At 44.2% G+C, this 16,390-nt stretch carries 14 protein-coding genes; 2 read left to right on the forward strand and 12 right to left on the reverse strand.

Annotated elements, in window-relative coordinates; genetic code table 11:
• Positions 1–27: 27 nt before the first annotated feature.
• The 12 genes from SWH54_15235 to SWH54_15290 all read right to left on the reverse strand — a co-directional run bounded on the left by SWH54_15235 (position 28) and on the right by SWH54_15290 (position 12,741).
• Positions 28–831, reverse strand: a complete 804-nt coding sequence (locus SWH54_15235; protein ID MDY6792614.1) for an enoyl-CoA hydratase/isomerase family protein — start codon at positions 829–831, stop codon at positions 28–30.
• 10 nt (positions 832–841) lie between these two features.
• Complete coding sequence (locus SWH54_15240; GenBank protein MDY6792615.1) at positions 842–1,282, reverse strand: universal stress protein; 441 nt, start codon at positions 1,280–1,282, stop codon at positions 842–844.
• Positions 1,283–1,455: 173 nt separating this feature from the next.
• A complete protein-coding gene (locus SWH54_15245) occupies positions 1,456–1,848 on the reverse strand; it encodes a universal stress protein (GenBank protein MDY6792616.1) in 393 nt (130 codons plus the stop codon).
• 38 nt (positions 1,849–1,886) lie between these two features.
• Positions 1,887–2,633: a cytidylate kinase-like family protein gene (locus tag SWH54_15250; GenBank protein ID MDY6792617.1), complete on the reverse strand. Its 747-nt coding sequence runs from the start codon at positions 2,631–2,633 to the stop codon at positions 1,887–1,889.
• Positions 2,634–2,729: 96 nt separating this feature from the next.
• A complete protein-coding gene (locus tag SWH54_15255; protein MDY6792618.1) occupies positions 2,730–5,414 on the reverse strand; it encodes a bifunctional acetate--CoA ligase family protein/GNAT family N-acetyltransferase in 2,685 nt (894 codons plus the stop codon).
• Positions 5,415–5,428: 14 nt separating this feature from the next.
• The gene (locus SWH54_15260) at positions 5,429–6,106 is read right to left on the reverse strand and encodes a CBS and ACT domain-containing protein (protein ID MDY6792619.1); all 678 of its coding nucleotides are present in this window, start codon (positions 6,104–6,106) and stop codon (positions 5,429–5,431) included.
• Between the two features lie 198 nt (positions 6,107–6,304).
• Entirely contained in the window at positions 6,305–6,766 is a 462-nt protein-coding gene (locus tag SWH54_15265; protein MDY6792620.1) for a universal stress protein, read from the reverse strand.
• Positions 6,767–6,783: 17 nt separating this feature from the next.
• Positions 6,784–7,722, reverse strand: a complete 939-nt coding sequence (locus tag SWH54_15270; GenBank protein ID MDY6792621.1) for a universal stress protein — start codon at positions 7,720–7,722, stop codon at positions 6,784–6,786.
• Positions 7,723–7,749: 27 nt separating this feature from the next.
• Positions 7,750–8,427: a CBS and ACT domain-containing protein gene (locus tag SWH54_15275; GenBank protein ID MDY6792622.1), complete on the reverse strand. Its 678-nt coding sequence runs from the start codon at positions 8,425–8,427 to the stop codon at positions 7,750–7,752.
• A gap of 463 nt (positions 8,428–8,890) precedes the next feature.
• Entirely contained in the window at positions 8,891–10,324 is a 1,434-nt protein-coding gene (locus SWH54_15280) for a sigma-54 dependent transcriptional regulator (GenBank protein MDY6792623.1), read from the reverse strand.
• Positions 10,317–11,792 (reverse strand): ATP-binding protein, encoded by a 1,476-nt coding sequence (locus tag SWH54_15285; protein MDY6792624.1) that lies wholly within the window; start codon positions 11,790–11,792, stop codon positions 10,317–10,319. The genes SWH54_15280 and SWH54_15285 overlap by 8 nt, the downstream gene beginning before the upstream one ends.
• Positions 11,793–12,177: 385 nt before the next feature.
• A complete protein-coding gene (locus tag SWH54_15290; protein ID MDY6792625.1) occupies positions 12,178–12,741 on the reverse strand; it encodes a CBS domain-containing protein in 564 nt (187 codons plus the stop codon).
• 352 nt (positions 12,742–13,093) lie between these two features.
• On the opposite strand from SWH54_15290, the gene SWH54_15295 reads away from it, so the two are divergent.
• Both SWH54_15295 and SWH54_15300 read left to right on the forward strand, forming a co-directional pair.
• Positions 13,094–14,566 carry an SLC13 family permease gene (locus tag SWH54_15295; GenBank protein MDY6792626.1) on the forward strand — a complete coding sequence of 491 codons (1,473 nt, stop codon included), beginning with the start codon at positions 13,094–13,096 and terminating at the stop codon, positions 14,564–14,566.
• A gap of 117 nt (positions 14,567–14,683) precedes the next feature.
• Positions 14,684–16,375: an ATP-binding protein gene (locus tag SWH54_15300; GenBank protein ID MDY6792627.1), complete on the forward strand. Its 1,692-nt coding sequence runs from the start codon at positions 14,684–14,686 to the stop codon at positions 16,373–16,375.
• The last annotated feature ends 15 nt before the right edge of the window (positions 16,376–16,390 follow it).

Consider the following 16,390-nt stretch of genomic DNA (forward strand, 5'->3'; position numbering starts at 1 on the left):
CTTAGGTCGTTAACTTCCGACGAAGTGCTAAACGTTTTCTTTAATCCTTTTCCAAAACTCAGATGACAAATCGTCTGAAAGTTCTTCATGGGGCCCGATAATTTTCAAGATCTCTTGGTTTTCAAAATCAAGGTAGCCCTTAAGGTCTTCTAAGGAATAATTGAGCAGCCTTTTGACTACGGTCAGCGTGCTGGCCGGTTTTCTGGCCAGGTGCCGGGCCATTTCCATTGCAGCCTCTTCAAGCTTTCCTACCGGGACAATCTTATCAACAATACCAAGTTCCAAGGCTTCATCTGCAGTGATGTCCCTGTCGGACAACAGTATGGAAAATGCCTTGCTTCTGCTTAGAATCCTGGACAGAAAAAATGCCCCACCTCCGGTGGGAACCATCCCCAGCTTCAGATATGGTTTCTGAAACAGGGTATTGTCGGCAACAATCCTGTAGTCGCAAGCCAGGCTTATATTTAAAAACAGCGGAATAGCCAATCCGGAGTTGATATGCACCACCACTTTGTTTAAAGATACAATCTTTAATATGATCTGATTAAAGACGTTGAGCATTTTATGCACAGCCAAGCGGTCTAGTTGGGATTGTAATACCTTACGGTAGAAATCAATATACTCTTCACTTCCCGACTTTTCCGGTGAGCTGACAATGACCACCACTTTTATGGTGTCGGATTTTGCAATATCATCAAAAAAATCCAACACCCTGTCCCTGGCAGTTAAATCAGTTGAACGAATCAGCAGATTCTTATTTAAACTGAGAACAATGGTATCATCGATTTCTTTGGCAGAAAAAAAATCACTGTGATTAAATTGAGCGTTCATGGGGCCCCTTTTAACTCTTGCGAACAATCATTACGCTGCAGGGGGCCTTATGGGAGATTCTTTTGGCCACACTGCCGAAAACCACCAGTCCCATGCCTGAAAGCCCGTAAGATCCCATTACCACCACATCTGTTTGGTTATCTTCCAGGTATCTTAAAATTTCAGTGGAAACATGTCCGTCGAGAACAACCAGGTCATGTTTTATATGCTCTCCCAACCCGTCACCATATTCTGTCTGCATCTGTTGTTCCAGCTTTAACAGCAAAGAGTCTTTGGGTTCATCGGACAACATCATTGCGGCTTCTGCAAACATTGGATTTATCACAGGTGGCAACACATGGATAATGGAAAGACGGGCCTGGTATTTCTCCGCCATTTCGATGGCTGTTTTAACAGCCGCTTTGGCATTTTCCGAAAAATCTGTACAACATACGATTTTTTTAATAGCCATGATTCCTCCTTGGGCCAAATGAAAGCCGGTTATAGTAATTAGACAGTTAAAATGATGGTTGCCATTATCCGGTGCTGCTTTTTAGCCAGCAACCGGAAACGGCCACACACCTGGTTACAGCGGGATAAATAAAAATAGCGTATTTCTTAACAAAATGCAAAGGTCTGTCGTAATTATCTGACCGTAACCACCGGACAAGTGGCATGCAAAATCACATGCTGGGCGGTAGACCCAAAAAAAAGTTTTCCCACTTTTGATCGTTTTTTAATACCGATGATGATCTCATCTACTTTTTTTTCATCGGCAAATCGAACCAGATCTTCTCCCGGATTAAGACCGCGAACCAGAAGCTTTGGTTCACAACATACTTTTTCATTATCAAAAAGACGTTGTGCCCGGCTTAAATCATGTTCGGCATTCACAAAATCCCGCTTGTGTACTTCAAGGCCTCCGGTCATCGAATGGATCAGGTAAACTTCGGCGTTCACTGCTTGTGCCCGTTTTACCGACAGTTTTAATGCTTTGGTTGCCTCCGCTGAGCCATCATAACAAACCATTATCTTCATGGTTGCGCCTATTCTTATGAAGATCGATTCCTCATGCCTTAAACAAAATCCATGAATTTCTCTTTAAAGGCCCGGGAAACAATTTCCGCAGCCCACTCAGGCTGTGTAATAAAGTCACAATTGATTACCATATCAAATTCATACGGAGAGGCATCTTTTTTGCCAAAGACTTTTTTAAAAAAGTCTCTTTGTCCCTTATCAACCTCATCTATCTTTTTTCCCGCCACTTCCTGTTCCACGTTCAGAATCTCAGCCAATCGCTTTACCCGATATGGCTTGGAAGAAATAAATCGGACTGCCAGCTGCGAATCCTTTGGCAAAATAAGGTGTGTCCCTCTACCGACAAAAATAGTGGGCTGCGCACTGGCCATGGAAAACACAGCGCTGATCAAGTGTCTGGTGTAATCACTCATAATAAAGGATTTTTCTCTAAAGAGCAAAGCGGATAATTCATTCATTTTGCCGGGATAGTGTTCATCAAAAAAATCGACGGTTTTTTTGCTTAAAGCCGCATGATTGGCGATGTGTTCAATGACTTCCCGGTCGACCACCCGGTATCCGATCTTCTCCGCCAGCATATCTGCAATCTCCAGTGCCCCCACACCGATTTTTCTGGAAAAGCAGATGGCAGGCGAAATTACGCCCAGTGCCGCTTGTTTTTCTTTGGCTTCAAGTTGCCTTTTTTCCCAGGAGCGTATGTATTGCCCGGCTATTTGAGCGGCATCCGGCCGTTTCTTGGCATAGGTTCCGGGAACGTATTTAATTTTATCAATATTTATAGCCATGTTGCACCTCCCTCTATCTTCCTGATTTTTATTTCAGCGGGTATCTCCCATCAATAAACAAAAAATATCAGAAAATAGGATAAAATCATACCATTTCTATATGTTATCTGTTTTTGTTAAATCTATCTTTAATTCATACTCGTTTGAGCCCTGAATTCTGCCGATTTTAAATCCCAGTTTTTTCCCTAATTTCAACATCTGTGAGTTTTCCGTCAGCACGCTGCCCCATACGGTTTCTAAATTTCGTTCTTTGGCAATTGTCAGGCAGCGTTTAAGCAACTCGGAGCCAATCCCTTTTCCCTGCCATTGGTCCCCAACCACCACGGAAAACTCCGCATGCTTTTGGTTGCGTTCATTGATCACTCTGGCAACCCCCAGCATTTTTTCTTTTAATTGAGATTTAGACAGGGCGACCAGTGCAATTTCACGGTCATAATCAATTTGGGTAAATCGTGCCAGCATACTATGAGGTAGACGTTTGAGAGGGTTGAAAAATCTCATATATACACTTCTCGGAGATAGAGATTCAAAAAGTTCAACCAAAAGTGGTGCATCTTCCGGACGAATCGGCCGGACAAATATATCTACCCCCATAGCGGTTGTTGCCTTTCCCTCATATCGATCAGGATAGGGGCTGATTACTAAATGAAGAGGGCTCTGGATCTGTGACGGCTTCAGCAGCACTCTGGCATCGACCACACAGGCATCATCCCCTTTAACCAGTAGCGGATTGATATCGAGTTCTTCAATTTCGGGGAAATCAATCACCAACTGGGCCAGGCGAATAAGAATTTCTTCCAGCAACTCAATATCGGCAGGAGGTATGTTCCGGTAACCTTCGAGCAATTGGTAGATCTTCGTTTTTTTCATGAGGTTTTTCGCCAGAAGACGATTGAGCGGCGGCAGCGCAATGGCGCTGTCCTTAAGAACTTCTGTTAACGTTCCACCCATACCGAATAGAATAACAGGACCAAAATCACGGTCTTTTTTCGCCCCTAAGATGAGTTCATAATGGCAACTTTCGGCCATGGGCTGGATGGTTACCCCTTCAATTTTGGCTTTAGGGTTATAGGCGATTGCATTTTCCCAAATGGTTTCAAAGGCATGTTGGACCTCTTTTTCATTTGTTAGATTGAGACATACGCCTTTGGCATCAGATTTATGGGTAATATCCCGGGAATTTACCTTTAAAACCACGGGAAATCCCAAATCTTTGGCTTTTTTCACCGCTTCCTCTTTTGAGGCAGCCTGCTCCATCCGGTTTACCGGAATACCATAAGCAGACAGCAAAGCTTTGGCCTCCAGCTCGGTAACAAGATGGTTTTTAGTCGCCAGTTTTTCTTGAATCAGCTGTTTTGCTTTTTCACGATCAAATTCCAGTTTTTTCGGCAGTCTGGCGGGAATCTGTTGAAGTGTCTGGATGTTTCGTGAATTGTGATAGATATCCATGAAGGCTCGGACCGCACGTTCCGGTGTGTTGAATGCCGGAATTCCGGCCTGATTAAAGATCTCCCGGCCTGTTTGCATTTCTGCCCCTCCTACCCAGGAAGTGAAAATAGGAAAGGGTTTGTTTCGAAAAAGATCCACCAGGGAAGCCGCTACCTCGGTCATATCGGTCAGAGCTTGAGGGGCGGACATAATTAAAAGCCCGTTTATCTCTTTAGCAAATAAACAGATTTCCACTACCTTGCGATAAAGGTCCGGGGTGACATCGCCGAGCATATCAATAGGATTTCTCTTGCTCCAGTATGGAGGTAGGATCACATCTAATTTTTCAATGGTTTCGGTTGCCAAAGCCACCGGCTCATATCCGTAATCGGACAAGGCATCGGCAGCCATTACCCCCAGGCCACCTGCATTGGTTATGATCGCCAGCCCTGGTCCTGAAGGTGTGGGTTGTTTTGCCAACAGCTCTGAGCAATCAAAAAGTTCTTCGAATGTTTTGACTCTCAGGATGCCGGCGCGTTTAAATGCCGCATCATAGATCGAGTCCTCTCCGGCCATAGCACCCGTATGTGAAGCGGCGGCCAATGCCCCTGCCCGTGTTCGCCCGGCTTTCAATGCAATAATCGGTTTGACCATCGATACCGACCGGGCGGCGCTCATAAAATTTCTAAATCGGCACAGGCTCTCCACATACATTACAATGCTGCTGACTTCCTGCTCACCCCCTAAAAAATCAATCAGGTCTGCAAAATCGACATCCAGCATATCCCCGATGCTCACAAAATAGCTGAATCCAATGTTTTCTTTTATGGACAAATCCAAAATAGAAGAACAAATTGCGCCGCTTTGGGATATAAACGCCATCTTACCCGGAATCGGCATCTGACTTGTAAAACTGGCATTCAGCTTGGATCGGCTGGAGATAATGCCGACACAATTCGGACCGATAATACGAAGACCACCGTCCTTGGCTTCTTTTTTAATGGCTGTTTCCAGCTCAACGCCCTTTGCGCCTGCTTCTTTTCCTCCCGCGGAAATGATCACCGCACCTCCTGCCCCTAAGCTGACACATTGTTTAACTATTGCAGGAGCGGTATGAATGGGTGTGGCAATAATCACCAGATCCGGCGGGGTGTTGATGTCCGAAAGAGTGGCACATGCCGGTTTGTCAAAAATGGTTTTATAATTCGGGTTAACCGGGTAAATATTTCCCGGGTACTCTCCATGGATCAAATTTTGCATAATGGCACAGCCGACATTTCCTTTCTTTTGGCTGGCCCCGACCACCGCCACCGATTTCGGATGAAACATTTTTTCCAGATTGTAAATACCCATGGTTCTTCCTGTGATTAAAAAATTTCTCTTAAGTTTTCACGGTGATCCACCAGATATAGCAAGCTCGCTGTTTTTCTAAGTTCGGATTTAAGTTCCGGAAGCCTGGAACGATCAATACCGTACAGATGAATATAAACCTTACGATAACCGGCGGTCACATTGTCATAGGAAGACAAAATACTGGCAACACGCCCACCATACTGTCTTAATATATCGGCAAGCTCCTTAATTGATCCCGGGCGGTCCTCGGCCTCAAAGGCAAACTGCATCCCTTTGGTTCGTGCACCGGACAGTGAAATCAGCACTTTGAAAAGGTCTGTTTGAGTGATGGTCCCCACCATTTCCTTATCATGGTTAACCACCGGCACACCGGATATTTTATGTTTTAATAGTATCTCGGCGGTTTCTTCTACCGTAAAGTCAACAGGAACCGTAATCGGATTTTTGGTCATGATGTGTTTAAGCTTAACGGTAGAAATAAGATGAATCAGTTCATGGACATCCAGGGTGGTGACATCTGATGCGGACGCCCTTTTTAAGTTCCGGTCTGTCACGATTCCTACCAGTTCGCCCTGTTCCATAACCGGAAGCATACGAATGGCATGTTCTCTCATCAGCTTGACGGCATCCTGTATGGTATCATTGACATGGGCGGTGATGACTTTTTGGCTCATCCAGTTTTTAACCAGCATCTTTGTCCTCCATTTACCGCATTTTTTGTAACTACTCACGTAGTCAGGCTGAAGCTGTTTAGACTGAAGACTGAAGGGGTCAGTAAAGCACGCTTGCAGCGCTTAAGCGGAATGTGATTCTTGCATCAAACATGGCTCTAAAATGCTTTTTCCCTAACAGTCTTCAGCCTATCCACCTGAGTAGTTATAACTTTCCTTTTACTTCTTTCTCCTACGCACGCTCAATAAGGGAACCGGGCAGTGGCGAAACATTTTTTCCGCTGTTGAACCGAAAAGAAAGCCTTTAAGATTACCCCGCCCCTTTGGCCCCATCACTAAAAGATCGGCACTTTCTTCTTTAATCACCTGGACCAGTTCATGAAAGGGAACACCAACGCGGAATACTTTTTTAACTGAAAGATGGTCGCAAGAAAATTCCTGAGTGACTTTATCAATTTCATCAGATCTGTCTTTTTTTTGAGTTTCAATATATTCACTTGAGGTAAAGACAGTGCTTGCCAGCTCGACCATTCTGACCGCTTCCACATCTCTTTGATGGATCACATTAGCAACAATCAGGTCGGCATTAAAGTTATCCGCCAGTTTACAGGCATATTTCAAAGCTTCCCTGGAATACTCTGAAAGGTCAAAAGCCACCATGATTTTTTTTATGTTTTCCATTTTGTCCCTCCCTCGGTTTATGTCACAACCCATACCGCTTTTTTTCTGGCCAGTTGAATCACTTTACTGCTGACCCTTCCAATAAAAAAATCTCTGACTCTGGAAAGCCCTTTTCTGGCAACAACAATCGTGCCGTAATCCTTTTTTTCAGCTTCCTGAACAATAGCACCGGCACGACTGAAAACATCGGTAATTATTTGGGTACTTATTTGATCAGACGAAAAACCTGATTTTATCAACAGGCTTTTGGCTTCATCAAAAAACGGAATAATAGTCTTTTTGGCATCTTTGATGACATCATCCTTTAAAACAAGCTGTTGGCCGTCTCTTTCAAAGGCATGATCCTCTCTGATCACATGTACCAGTTCCGTCTCGCAAGCATCGCAATCGCCAAGTGTCTTACATACAAAATCCACCGCCTGCATCGAGCCCTTTGAACCGTCTAAAGCAAGCAGTACTTTGCCCGGCTCGACACTCTTACCCACCACCACCAGGGTGGTAAAAGAAATCTTTTCCACAAGTTTGGTTGCCACGCTTCCCAAAGCGAGCTCTTTTATCTTGCCGGTACTCTTTCGTCCGACCACCACGAAATCATAGCCGTTATGAGCTTCTTTGATGATATCTCTGGCAATTCCTTTTTTCCGGTGACGGATCTTCAGCGAAACCGCATCTGTTGGAAAACCGGCATCCAAAAGAATTTGCTCCACCGTCTTTGAGTGCGCCTTCAACGCCTCTTTCTGTTGTGATTCCCATATTCTGGCACTTCTTACTGACTGTCTGAACTGAGGTCCTTTTCCCAGGTCGCTGAAATTTTGGGGGACCCCCCTGAAAACGTAAAATAACACCACCTGCATTTGGCCAAAAGGGGGAATCCGGCTGACATACCTGACCGTTTCAAAAGAGCGATCCGATCCGTCAACCGCTAGTAATATTTTCTTTGGTTTATTTGGTTTCATCCCATAGCTCCTTTTTCGCCTATTATTTTAATAAATCTCCCTTTTGTTTTTTTTATGATCCACCACGTAAAGCAGGGTTCCTTTTTCGCGCAGTTCCTCCTTGAGTTTTTCAATATCCGTACGCTCGATATCATACATGCGGATATAGACTTTGCGAAATCCCTGGGTGGCACCTTCGTAGGAAGTCAGAATGCTGACCATGCGGCCGCCGTGTTTTCTGATTTCATCTGCAATGACTTTTATCGAACCCGGTTCATCTTTAAGCAGAAAAGCGAACTGAATGCCTTTGGTTCCAACACCGGTCAGGGAAATCAGCACCTTGAACAAATCAGTCTGGGTGATGGCTCCGACCACCTGCCCTTCATTATCTGTCACCGGGGCACCGGATATTTTATTTTTTAAAAGAATTTCGGCTGTTTCCTCTACCGTAAAATCCTGGGGAATCATGATTGGATCTTTGGTCATGATATCCTTGATTTTTATCTTTGAAAGAAGAAAAAGGAGCTCGTGAACATCCAAAGATGTGGCATCAGAGGCCGAAGCCCTTTTTAAATCCCGGTCTGTAATGATACCGGCGAGTTTACCTTTTTTCATCACCGGTAACATTTTAATGTCATTTTCCTTTAGTCTTTTTATGGCGTCCTGCATTGAATCGTTGATATCAACAGTGATCACATTTTTGCTCATCCAGTTTTTTACCAGCATGGTTATACCTCCTTGGTTCATAAATATTTTATACTTTGATCATTTGACTGCTTTATTTTTTATGATCCTGCTATTTGTTGAGCAACAAATGTGCCAACATAACTATTGACCAGTCAAACAATTATAACTGTCTGAATATAAATTTGATTATATCATCTTTGAGATAAAGTAAGGAAAGGAGGTAAGGCGGACAGATGTCGGATTATTTTACAGGATGTAAAGTTATAGTAGTTGCCATAAATATGTTCCGTTTTAAATGAGGAAACTGTCTGAGTGTATTAGAGATCGTTAAGAAAGAACTTTGATAGGATATGGTCAATTTATTAAGATAGTGCTAATAACGAAATCAATTATAATATGGTCAGTCTGTTCTTTCTTTACGAGCCCTTATATACGAGTTTTTCATCGTTTAAAATGGAATATATTTATAGCAAACAGTATAACAACTCGCTTGAAGTAAAAACTACGACCGGTCTTCCTTAATGGAAGTTTTGATTTTTAAATTGTACTTTTCTATTTTTGAATGTAGCGTTGGCCTGGAAAGCCCAAGGAGCTTTGCCGCACGTGAGCGATTGCCCCCGGAAAGGGTAAGCGCTTCGCTTATGATAATACTTGCCATATTGTCCATGCATGAATCAAAAAGATTCTTTTCCTTTTTACCGCTGAGGGCCTCTCTGACCCATTTTTGTATTGCCCGGTCGGCGGGTTCATCGGATAATGTGCTCCGGGTTTCACCGCTGATCGCCTGAGCAATTTCTTCATTATGAATCGGAGTCCCACGGTTAAATATCAGGGCTTTTTGGATGGCGTTGCCAAGCTCTCGGACATTGCCCGGCCATGAATGCCTGGCGAGTAATTCCATCGCCTCTTTGGTAATTCCCGGATTATCCATTGACAGTTCGTGTGCGTAGCGGGAAATGAAATATTCGGTCAAAAGCGGTATATCACTAGTACGTTCACGCAAGGGGGGAAGTGAAATGGTGACTACTTTAAGACGGTAATACAGGTCATCCCTAAACCTGCCTTCGTTTAGAGCCGTTTCAAGATCGCGGTTGGTGGCGGCAATAATCCTCACATCCACCGGAATGGTGGAGCGACCACCCAGGCGTTCGATACTTCTTTCCTGTAACAGTCTCAGGATCTTAGCCTGTATGGAAAAAGGCATATCACCGATTTCATCCAAAAAAACAGTCCCTTTGTGAGCCTGTTCGATCTTTCCCACACGGCGATGGGACGCACCGGTAAATGCCCCTTTCTCATAACCGAACAGTTCACTTTCAAGAAGATTTTCCGGAATGGCCACACAGTTAATGACCAGAAAGGGCCTGTCCGCTCGAGAGCTGTACTGATAGATCGCTCTGGCCACCAACTCCTTTCCGGTGCCGGATTCTCCCCTGATCAGTACAGTGGCATCAGATGATGACACCCTGCCGATGGCTTTATAAACATCCTGCATCGGCCGGCTGCGGCCGATAATCGCCTCTTCCGAAGCCTTTTCCGGTATCACGTCCATTTCCACCGGAGTACGCATAAAGCGACCTGCTTCCAGTGCCTGTCCGATCACGGTCAGCATGTCCGGAATATCGAACGGTTTGAGCATATAGTCGAATGCCCCCATTTTAGTGGCTTCAATAGCGGTTTCGGTGGTACCATAAGCCGTCATAATAATGACCGGAAGCTTTCCCTCTATTTCGCGAATAGCCTGAAAGGTTTCTATACCGCTCATACCCGGCAAACGTATATCTAAAACAACCAGGTCCGGAACTTTATTTTGAATAATTTCAAGACCTGCCTCACCTGAAGCAGCGCCCTGGACATGATAACCCTCTTCGGACAAAACCTTTTGAAAGCTTTTTCTCAGCTGATCATCGTCGTCAATTATCAGAATACTATTCAACGTCTGACTCCTTTACGGGAAGGGTAATAATAAATGTTGTTCCTTCACCTTCTGTTGAGGTGACATCCAGCCAGCCTTGGTGCTCGTCCATAATTCGGGTGGCAATGCTAAGCCCCAGACCGGTTCCCTCTTCCTTGGTGGTAAAAAAAGGTTGCAATATTTTCTCCCTTATCGACTCTGAAATCCCAGGGCCATTATCGCTAAGCCGGATAACAGCTACCCTGCCCCGTGGTTGTAAAAAAGTTTCTTCTTCCTGAATGACCACCCTGCCACCTCTTTCCATGGCTTCACAGGCGTTCATCACGATATTAACCAGAACCTCTTTTAACTGTTCCGGGTCCGCTTGGATTTCGGGAAGTGGTTGCCTGCGTATGATTTTTATGGTGACATCATATGATTTCAAACGATGTTCCAGCAATTGTATCACCAGATCAACCACCACTGACGGACTTATTTGCTGCATTTTCAGCTTTGGCGGCCTGGAAAATTCAAGAAAATTCTGCACAATATTATCAATGTGGTGGATCTCTTGGGAAATGACTTCAAAATCCTCCTTCTGGGTAGCAGAGAGTTCAAGTGATCGGTCCAGGGAGAAAAGACGCATTTTGACTGAAGTAAACGGGTTGCGTATGCTGTGGGCCACTCCTGCCGCCAGCTTTCCCACCAGAGCCATCTTTTCAGCCTGCAACAGGTGTTCACGGCTTTTTTCCAGCTCCCCGTGAACCTGGTCTACATCTTCAATCAGATTTCCCACACTGCGGCTGAGTGCTTTAATCTCATTTTCCGCAGGGTGTTTGATGCCTTCCCGGTCAGCCGCAAGGGTTAACCTTTGAACAGGAAGCAAAATATGCTTAATCATCACAAAGGCAAGAAAAACCCCCAGAAAAAAATTAATTACAATAGCAGCTACAGCTATCACTCTTAGTTTTTCAGCCCGAATGCTGCTTTCCTTTCGGGCCTGGCTGATTCTCTCGGTATGGGTATCTTTGTATTGTTGACAAAGGGAAAGAATTTCAAAATATCGATCCCGCACATCCTTGTGAAGTTCGGCACCGGTTTTACGATCTCCTGTTCTGTAATGTGCAATGACCCGATCTTTGTTTTTAATATAAAGCGCGTATTCTGATTTTATCCGATCAACCGTCTCTTTCTCAACTTTATCTTCGGCAAATTCTTTAGCCTCATTGAGCCGCTCATTAAAAACCTGCCTGTATTTTCCCAGTTGTTTGAGCCATTGCTGATCACCATCTATAAAATAGTAAGAAACAAAACCTTTCTGATTGATAAGAGAGCTTGCCAAAGCCTCGGCCTTCTGGAAGGCTTTCAAATCCTTTTCAATAATAGATGCAAGCTGTGCCTCCATCCGATAGGTATACCATACCATGACAATACCTCCTATCATGGTAATAATAACCAACGAGGATAAAATTATAAAAATACGGCTGCGCAGGCTGATTCGATTCCACATCTTAGGGATTCCCTTGCGTAAAAAATTGAGTGATCGGGGAGTTTCTTATCAATGGTCTTTTTTATATACCGTTTGAACTTTAATGATTGTTAGTGGTTCGGCTGGAGAAGCGCCCATTTGCCCGTATCAGCCTTAACAATGATTTCAAGAAACTGACGTACGGTCCGCCTGAGGCGGACTGAGATTCGATTTGAACCAGCCCTAGGGAACAGAACTCCGCGGCAGCGTTAATCGTTTCTGCCTGTATGGATTTCACTGAGAAGATAGGGGCGTGTACAGAGTACCGGAATTATTTATTAAGGTGGATACGGGCAAATGGGCGCTTCTCCGGACGAACCGAGTAGGGATTGAATAACTCCCCGATCCCTCAAAAACTTTATTTTTCTCACAGGCTGCAGGACTTGATAACCTCGCAAACTTCCATAAAAACATCTGTTTTTCTTAAAATTCCGGTGATATTCTTAATATTGTCATCTTTTGTAACCAGCAGAGATAAATGATGCCCCATAACCAGGCGATGAATCGCCACATCCAGGGAATCATTCTCATTAACGTATTCTCTTTCCGTGGGAGTGTACATGATATTCTTCGCCTTCAGCAAAGCCGCCTTTTGACAAATTTCTTCCATAGGTCTGTCAAAAAGGCTGAACTGTTCCCGCAAGGTACATAATAGTTTCTTGCTGAACCCGTAATGGGATATGCCTCTTCGATTTCCTATCTCATCATATTTAGGTTCCAACGCCCTAAGTATATCGAGTTGACTTAACTTTCCCGTAATATGCCCGTTCTTATCATATATCAAAATTGATCTGTGTCGGTACCGGGATTGGTCAAATTTTTTCTGTGCTTCTTCCAAGGCAATGATGGCTTCATATAAGGTGGCATCTTCAGAAGCGGTGGCATAATCAGCAAGGGGAACCATCAGATCTTTCACGATTTTTGTTTTCATTATAAACCTCCCATTTTACTAGTTATTGCTTGCCGGTTGAATTGTTATTTTGACTTTGTACCTTTTTTCCCACTACTCAGCAACTTACTGAGTTTTAATATATTTATGTAGCATGAACCGCTATACATGTAAACAGAACTTTTTGCTCTAAAACCGGCTTTTTATGGTAAATATAAGGATGTTTGGGTTGAAGTACAGCCTTGACTTGATATTGGTTAAATGGTAATTGCTAAGCCCTTATCAATTAATACCAACAAGGTGCCGTGGTATTTTCTCTCTTTTGCACAGAAAAAGAGACCCGGCATTCGGAGTGAAGCCGAACAAATGGGAAATTCAATCAAGGAGGACCTGAATGGATATGGATGAAAGGGCATTTAACTGGAAAAACCTGATTTTTCTCTTCACCGGAGTGTTGCTCTTCGTAGTCGTTTATTTTTCTTCCGCCTGGCCTGATGCGGTGGACCCGATGGGGAAAAGCTTTGCGCTGAGCAGGGAAGGTAAAGGAGCTCTGGCTATTTTTCTGCTGGCAGGAACCTGGTGGGTGTTTGAAGTGGTACCCATAGGAGTGACCAGCCTGACAATCGGTGTGCTGCAGGCCATGTTTTTCATCCGTCCGGCCAAGGAAGCCTTTAAGGATTTTATGGATCCTTCAGTGATGTTTATCTTTGGCTCCATTGTAATCGGTATCGTTTTTACCAAAACCGGATTGACCCGCCGGCTGGCTTATAAAATGCTTTCCATCGTCGGTGAGAAAACCAGCATGATTTACCTGGGCTGTTTCGTTCTTACTTCAGCTCTGGCTCATATTATGGCCCATACTGCTGTGGCTGCCACCGTATATCCGCTACTGGTTGCCATCTACGCGCTGTACGGAGAAGGTGACAAGCAAACCAAGTTTGGCAAAGGAATGTTTATCGGCATGGCATACGTGGCAGGTGCCGGTTCCATTGTGACCTTGCTGGGTGCCGCCCGCGGGGCCGTTGCGCTTGGTTTTTTTAAAGATGTCGCGGGCCAGGATATCGGATTTTTCGAGTTGACCTACTATATGTTTCCAATCGGCTGGATCATGACCTTTTTGTTATGGGGATTTTTTATGGTGGTATTAAAACCCGAAAAGAAAACCATTCCCGGTTTGAAAGAGAAAGCCAAGAGACTCTATACTGAACTGGGTGGCATTACAAAAAATGAAATCATCGCCGCCTGTATTGTGGGAGCATGCATCGTGTCATTGGGTGTCATCGCCATATTAAAAACCAATATGGCCAATTTTCGCGCACCTGACAAAACCGCCATTATTTTGATATCCACTGTTTTATTTTTTATCACCGGGATTCTTGATATCGACGACCTGGAAGAAATTCCCTGGAACATCATCCTGCTGTTTGCCGGAGCAATGAGTATCGGATTTTGCCTTTGGGAAACCGGCGCTGCCCAATGGCTGGCCATCAACTGGCTAACCATGTTTAAAGAATCTCACTGGTTTATATTTGTCTTAAGCATTGCATTTTTCGTCATGATGATGACCAATTTTATTATGAATGTGGCGGCCATCGCCATTTCGCTTCCGGTGGCTCTGGTCATAGCCCCTTATCTGGGTGTGGCCGGTGAAGTCATCCTGTTTTCTTCCCTGGTTGTTGCCGGTATGCCGTTTCTGCTTTTGGTGGGAGCCGCGCCCAATGCCATTGCCTATGATTCCAAGCAGTTTTCAACCGGAGAGTTTTTTCTTTATGGGATTCCGGCCAGTATCATATTGATGATCGTCACCGCTTTTGCGGTGTATATTCTTTGGCCACTGATGGGAATGCCGATTCTTCTGAACGGCTAAACAGATGGGCGCTTTATGGGTTGCATAAATTTTCTTGAACCATTTTTGGCACATTCACCAAAATAAGTTTTAAACCCGTATTAAATTAAAACTCAATTAATAAAAAAAAGAAAAACAATGGATCATTACTATAAGGCTCTGAAACGGAATATGATGCTTACAATCATTATTGTTTCTTTTATTCCCGTATTCTTTGTCAGCAGTACCATTTACTACCAGTTTCGTAACTCATATCGCGAAAAGGTGATCGCTCATCTGCAGGAACTGGTGAAGAAGCATCAACAGAGGATCGACGATTTTTTAAAAGAAAAACTTGCGGAAGTAAAGTTTTTGGCCGTGAGTTTCAGTTTAATCGATTTAAGCGACGAGGCATTCCTGAAAGAAAAGCTGATAACTCTGCACCGGGGTTACAGCTCGGTTTTTGTTGATTTGGGTGTGGTTGACAGTCAGGGCAAGCAAATCGCCTATGCCGGGCCCTTTAGCCTAGGAGAGGCTTTTTACGCTGAGATGGACTGGTTTCAAAAAGCGATGAAATATGACTATGTCATCAGCGATGTTTTTTTAGGATTGCGCGGTCTGCCCCATTTTATCGTTGCGGTAAAACAGGTTTGGAAAGGCCAACCCTGGATACTCAGGGCTACCATTGACTTTGTGGCCTTTAATCGTCTGGTGGAAAGTATTCGTATTGGTGAAACCGGATTTGCCTTTATTTTAAATAAGCAGGGCGAGTTTCAAACCAAGCCAAGCTATGATTTTCAGCCCAGTTCAGGATGTTACGGACACTTTTATAACTGTGAACAAGAAGCGGCCATAGACGGAATTTACACTGAAGAACGGTTTGATGATTCAGGTGTCAAAAGCCTCTATCTGGCTGCGTTCCTTAAGGATAAAGACTGGCTGTTGGTGTATAAACAGGTTTCAGCCGATGCCCTTTCAGGACTCAGTCATGCTCAGAATATTGCGATTATCATTTTTATACTTGGCGGAGTGGCCATCATTACCATGGCATTTGTGTTGTCCCGGCATACGGTTAAACATATTGTACTGGCCGACAGAGAAAAGGAGATGATGAACAAGCAGGTGATTGAAACCGGCAAACTGGCATCTGTGGGTGAACTGGCAGCAGGGATTGCCCATGAAATTAATAACCCGGTGGCCATTATGGTTGAAGAGGCTGGATGGGTCGGGGATTTGCTGGAGGAAGAAGAGTTTGAAAAAAGTGAAAACCTTGATGAGTTCCAACGTGCATTAAAGCAAATTAATACACAAGGAAAACGCTGCAAGGAGATCACTCATAAATTGCTAAGTTTTGCCAGGAAAACAGATTCAAGGATCCAGGCCGTCCAGGTAAATGAACTGATTGAGGATGTGGTAAGCCTTTCGGCCCAACGGGCCAGATACTCTAACGTGGATCTGCGTACAAATTTTCAACACAGTCTGCCTACCATTCAGGCTTCTTTGTCCGAAATGCAGCAGGTGTTTTTAAATCTGATCAATAATGCCCTGGACGCCATGGAAAAAGACGGCGGAGCCATTGAAATAACCAGTAAACTGCAAGACAGCCAGGTAATCGTTGATATAGCCGATACCGGCCCCGGCATACCCAAGTCAAACCTTGCAAGGATATTCGATCCCTTTTTTACCACCAAGCCGGTGGGTAAAGGAACAGGACTTGGATTGTCCATCTGTTACGGTATTATCAATAAAATGGGGGGAGAAATCGATGTCAAAAGTTCCGTTGGTCTGGGAACCACTTTTAGTATCCGAATTCCTGTGGAAAACACAGACTCTGTGGATTTAACCAATTAACAAATAGACAATTAA

It is taken from the genome of Thermodesulfobacteriota bacterium, assembly GCA_034189135.1.
In the GTDB taxonomy this organism is placed as follows: domain Bacteria; phylum Desulfobacterota; class Desulfobacteria; order Desulfobacterales; family JAUWMJ01; genus JAUWMJ01.

Excerpts from the sequence above, each read along its gene's own strand:
- SWH54_15235 (MDY6792614.1), bottom strand. The coding sequence starts at position 831 with ATGAACGCTCAATTTAATCACAGTGATTTTTTTTCTGCCAAAGAAATC.
- SWH54_15240 (MDY6792615.1), bottom strand. The coding sequence starts at position 1,282 with ATGGCTATTAAAAAAATCGTATGTTGTACAGATTTTTCGGAAAATGCC.
- SWH54_15245 (MDY6792616.1), bottom strand. The coding sequence starts at position 1,848 with ATGAAGATAATGGTTTGTTATGATGGCTCAGCGGAGGCAACCAAAGCA.
- SWH54_15250 (MDY6792617.1), bottom strand. The coding sequence starts at position 2,633 with ATGGCTATAAATATTGATAAAATTAAATACGTTCCCGGAACCTATGCC.
- SWH54_15255 (MDY6792618.1), bottom strand. The coding sequence starts at position 5,414 with ATGGGTATTTACAATCTGGAAAAAATGTTTCATCCGAAATCGGTGGCG.
- SWH54_15260 (MDY6792619.1), bottom strand. The coding sequence starts at position 6,106 with ATGCTGGTTAAAAACTGGATGAGCCAAAAAGTCATCACCGCCCATGTC.
- SWH54_15265 (MDY6792620.1), bottom strand. The coding sequence starts at position 6,766 with ATGGAAAACATAAAAAAAATCATGGTGGCTTTTGACCTTTCAGAGTAT.
- SWH54_15270 (MDY6792621.1), bottom strand. The coding sequence starts at position 7,722 with ATGAAACCAAATAAACCAAAGAAAATATTACTAGCGGTTGACGGATCG.
- SWH54_15275 (MDY6792622.1), bottom strand. The coding sequence starts at position 8,427 with ATGCTGGTAAAAAACTGGATGAGCAAAAATGTGATCACTGTTGATATC.
- SWH54_15285 (MDY6792624.1), bottom strand. The coding sequence starts at position 11,792 with ATGTGGAATCGAATCAGCCTGCGCAGCCGTATTTTTATAATTTTATCC.
- SWH54_15290 (MDY6792625.1), bottom strand. The coding sequence starts at position 12,741 with ATGAAAACAAAAATCGTGAAAGATCTGATGGTTCCCCTTGCTGATTAT.
- SWH54_15295 (MDY6792626.1), top strand. The coding sequence starts at position 13,094 with ATGGATATGGATGAAAGGGCATTTAACTGGAAAAACCTGATTTTTCTC.
- SWH54_15300 (MDY6792627.1), top strand. The coding sequence starts at position 14,684 with ATGGATCATTACTATAAGGCTCTGAAACGGAATATGATGCTTACAATC.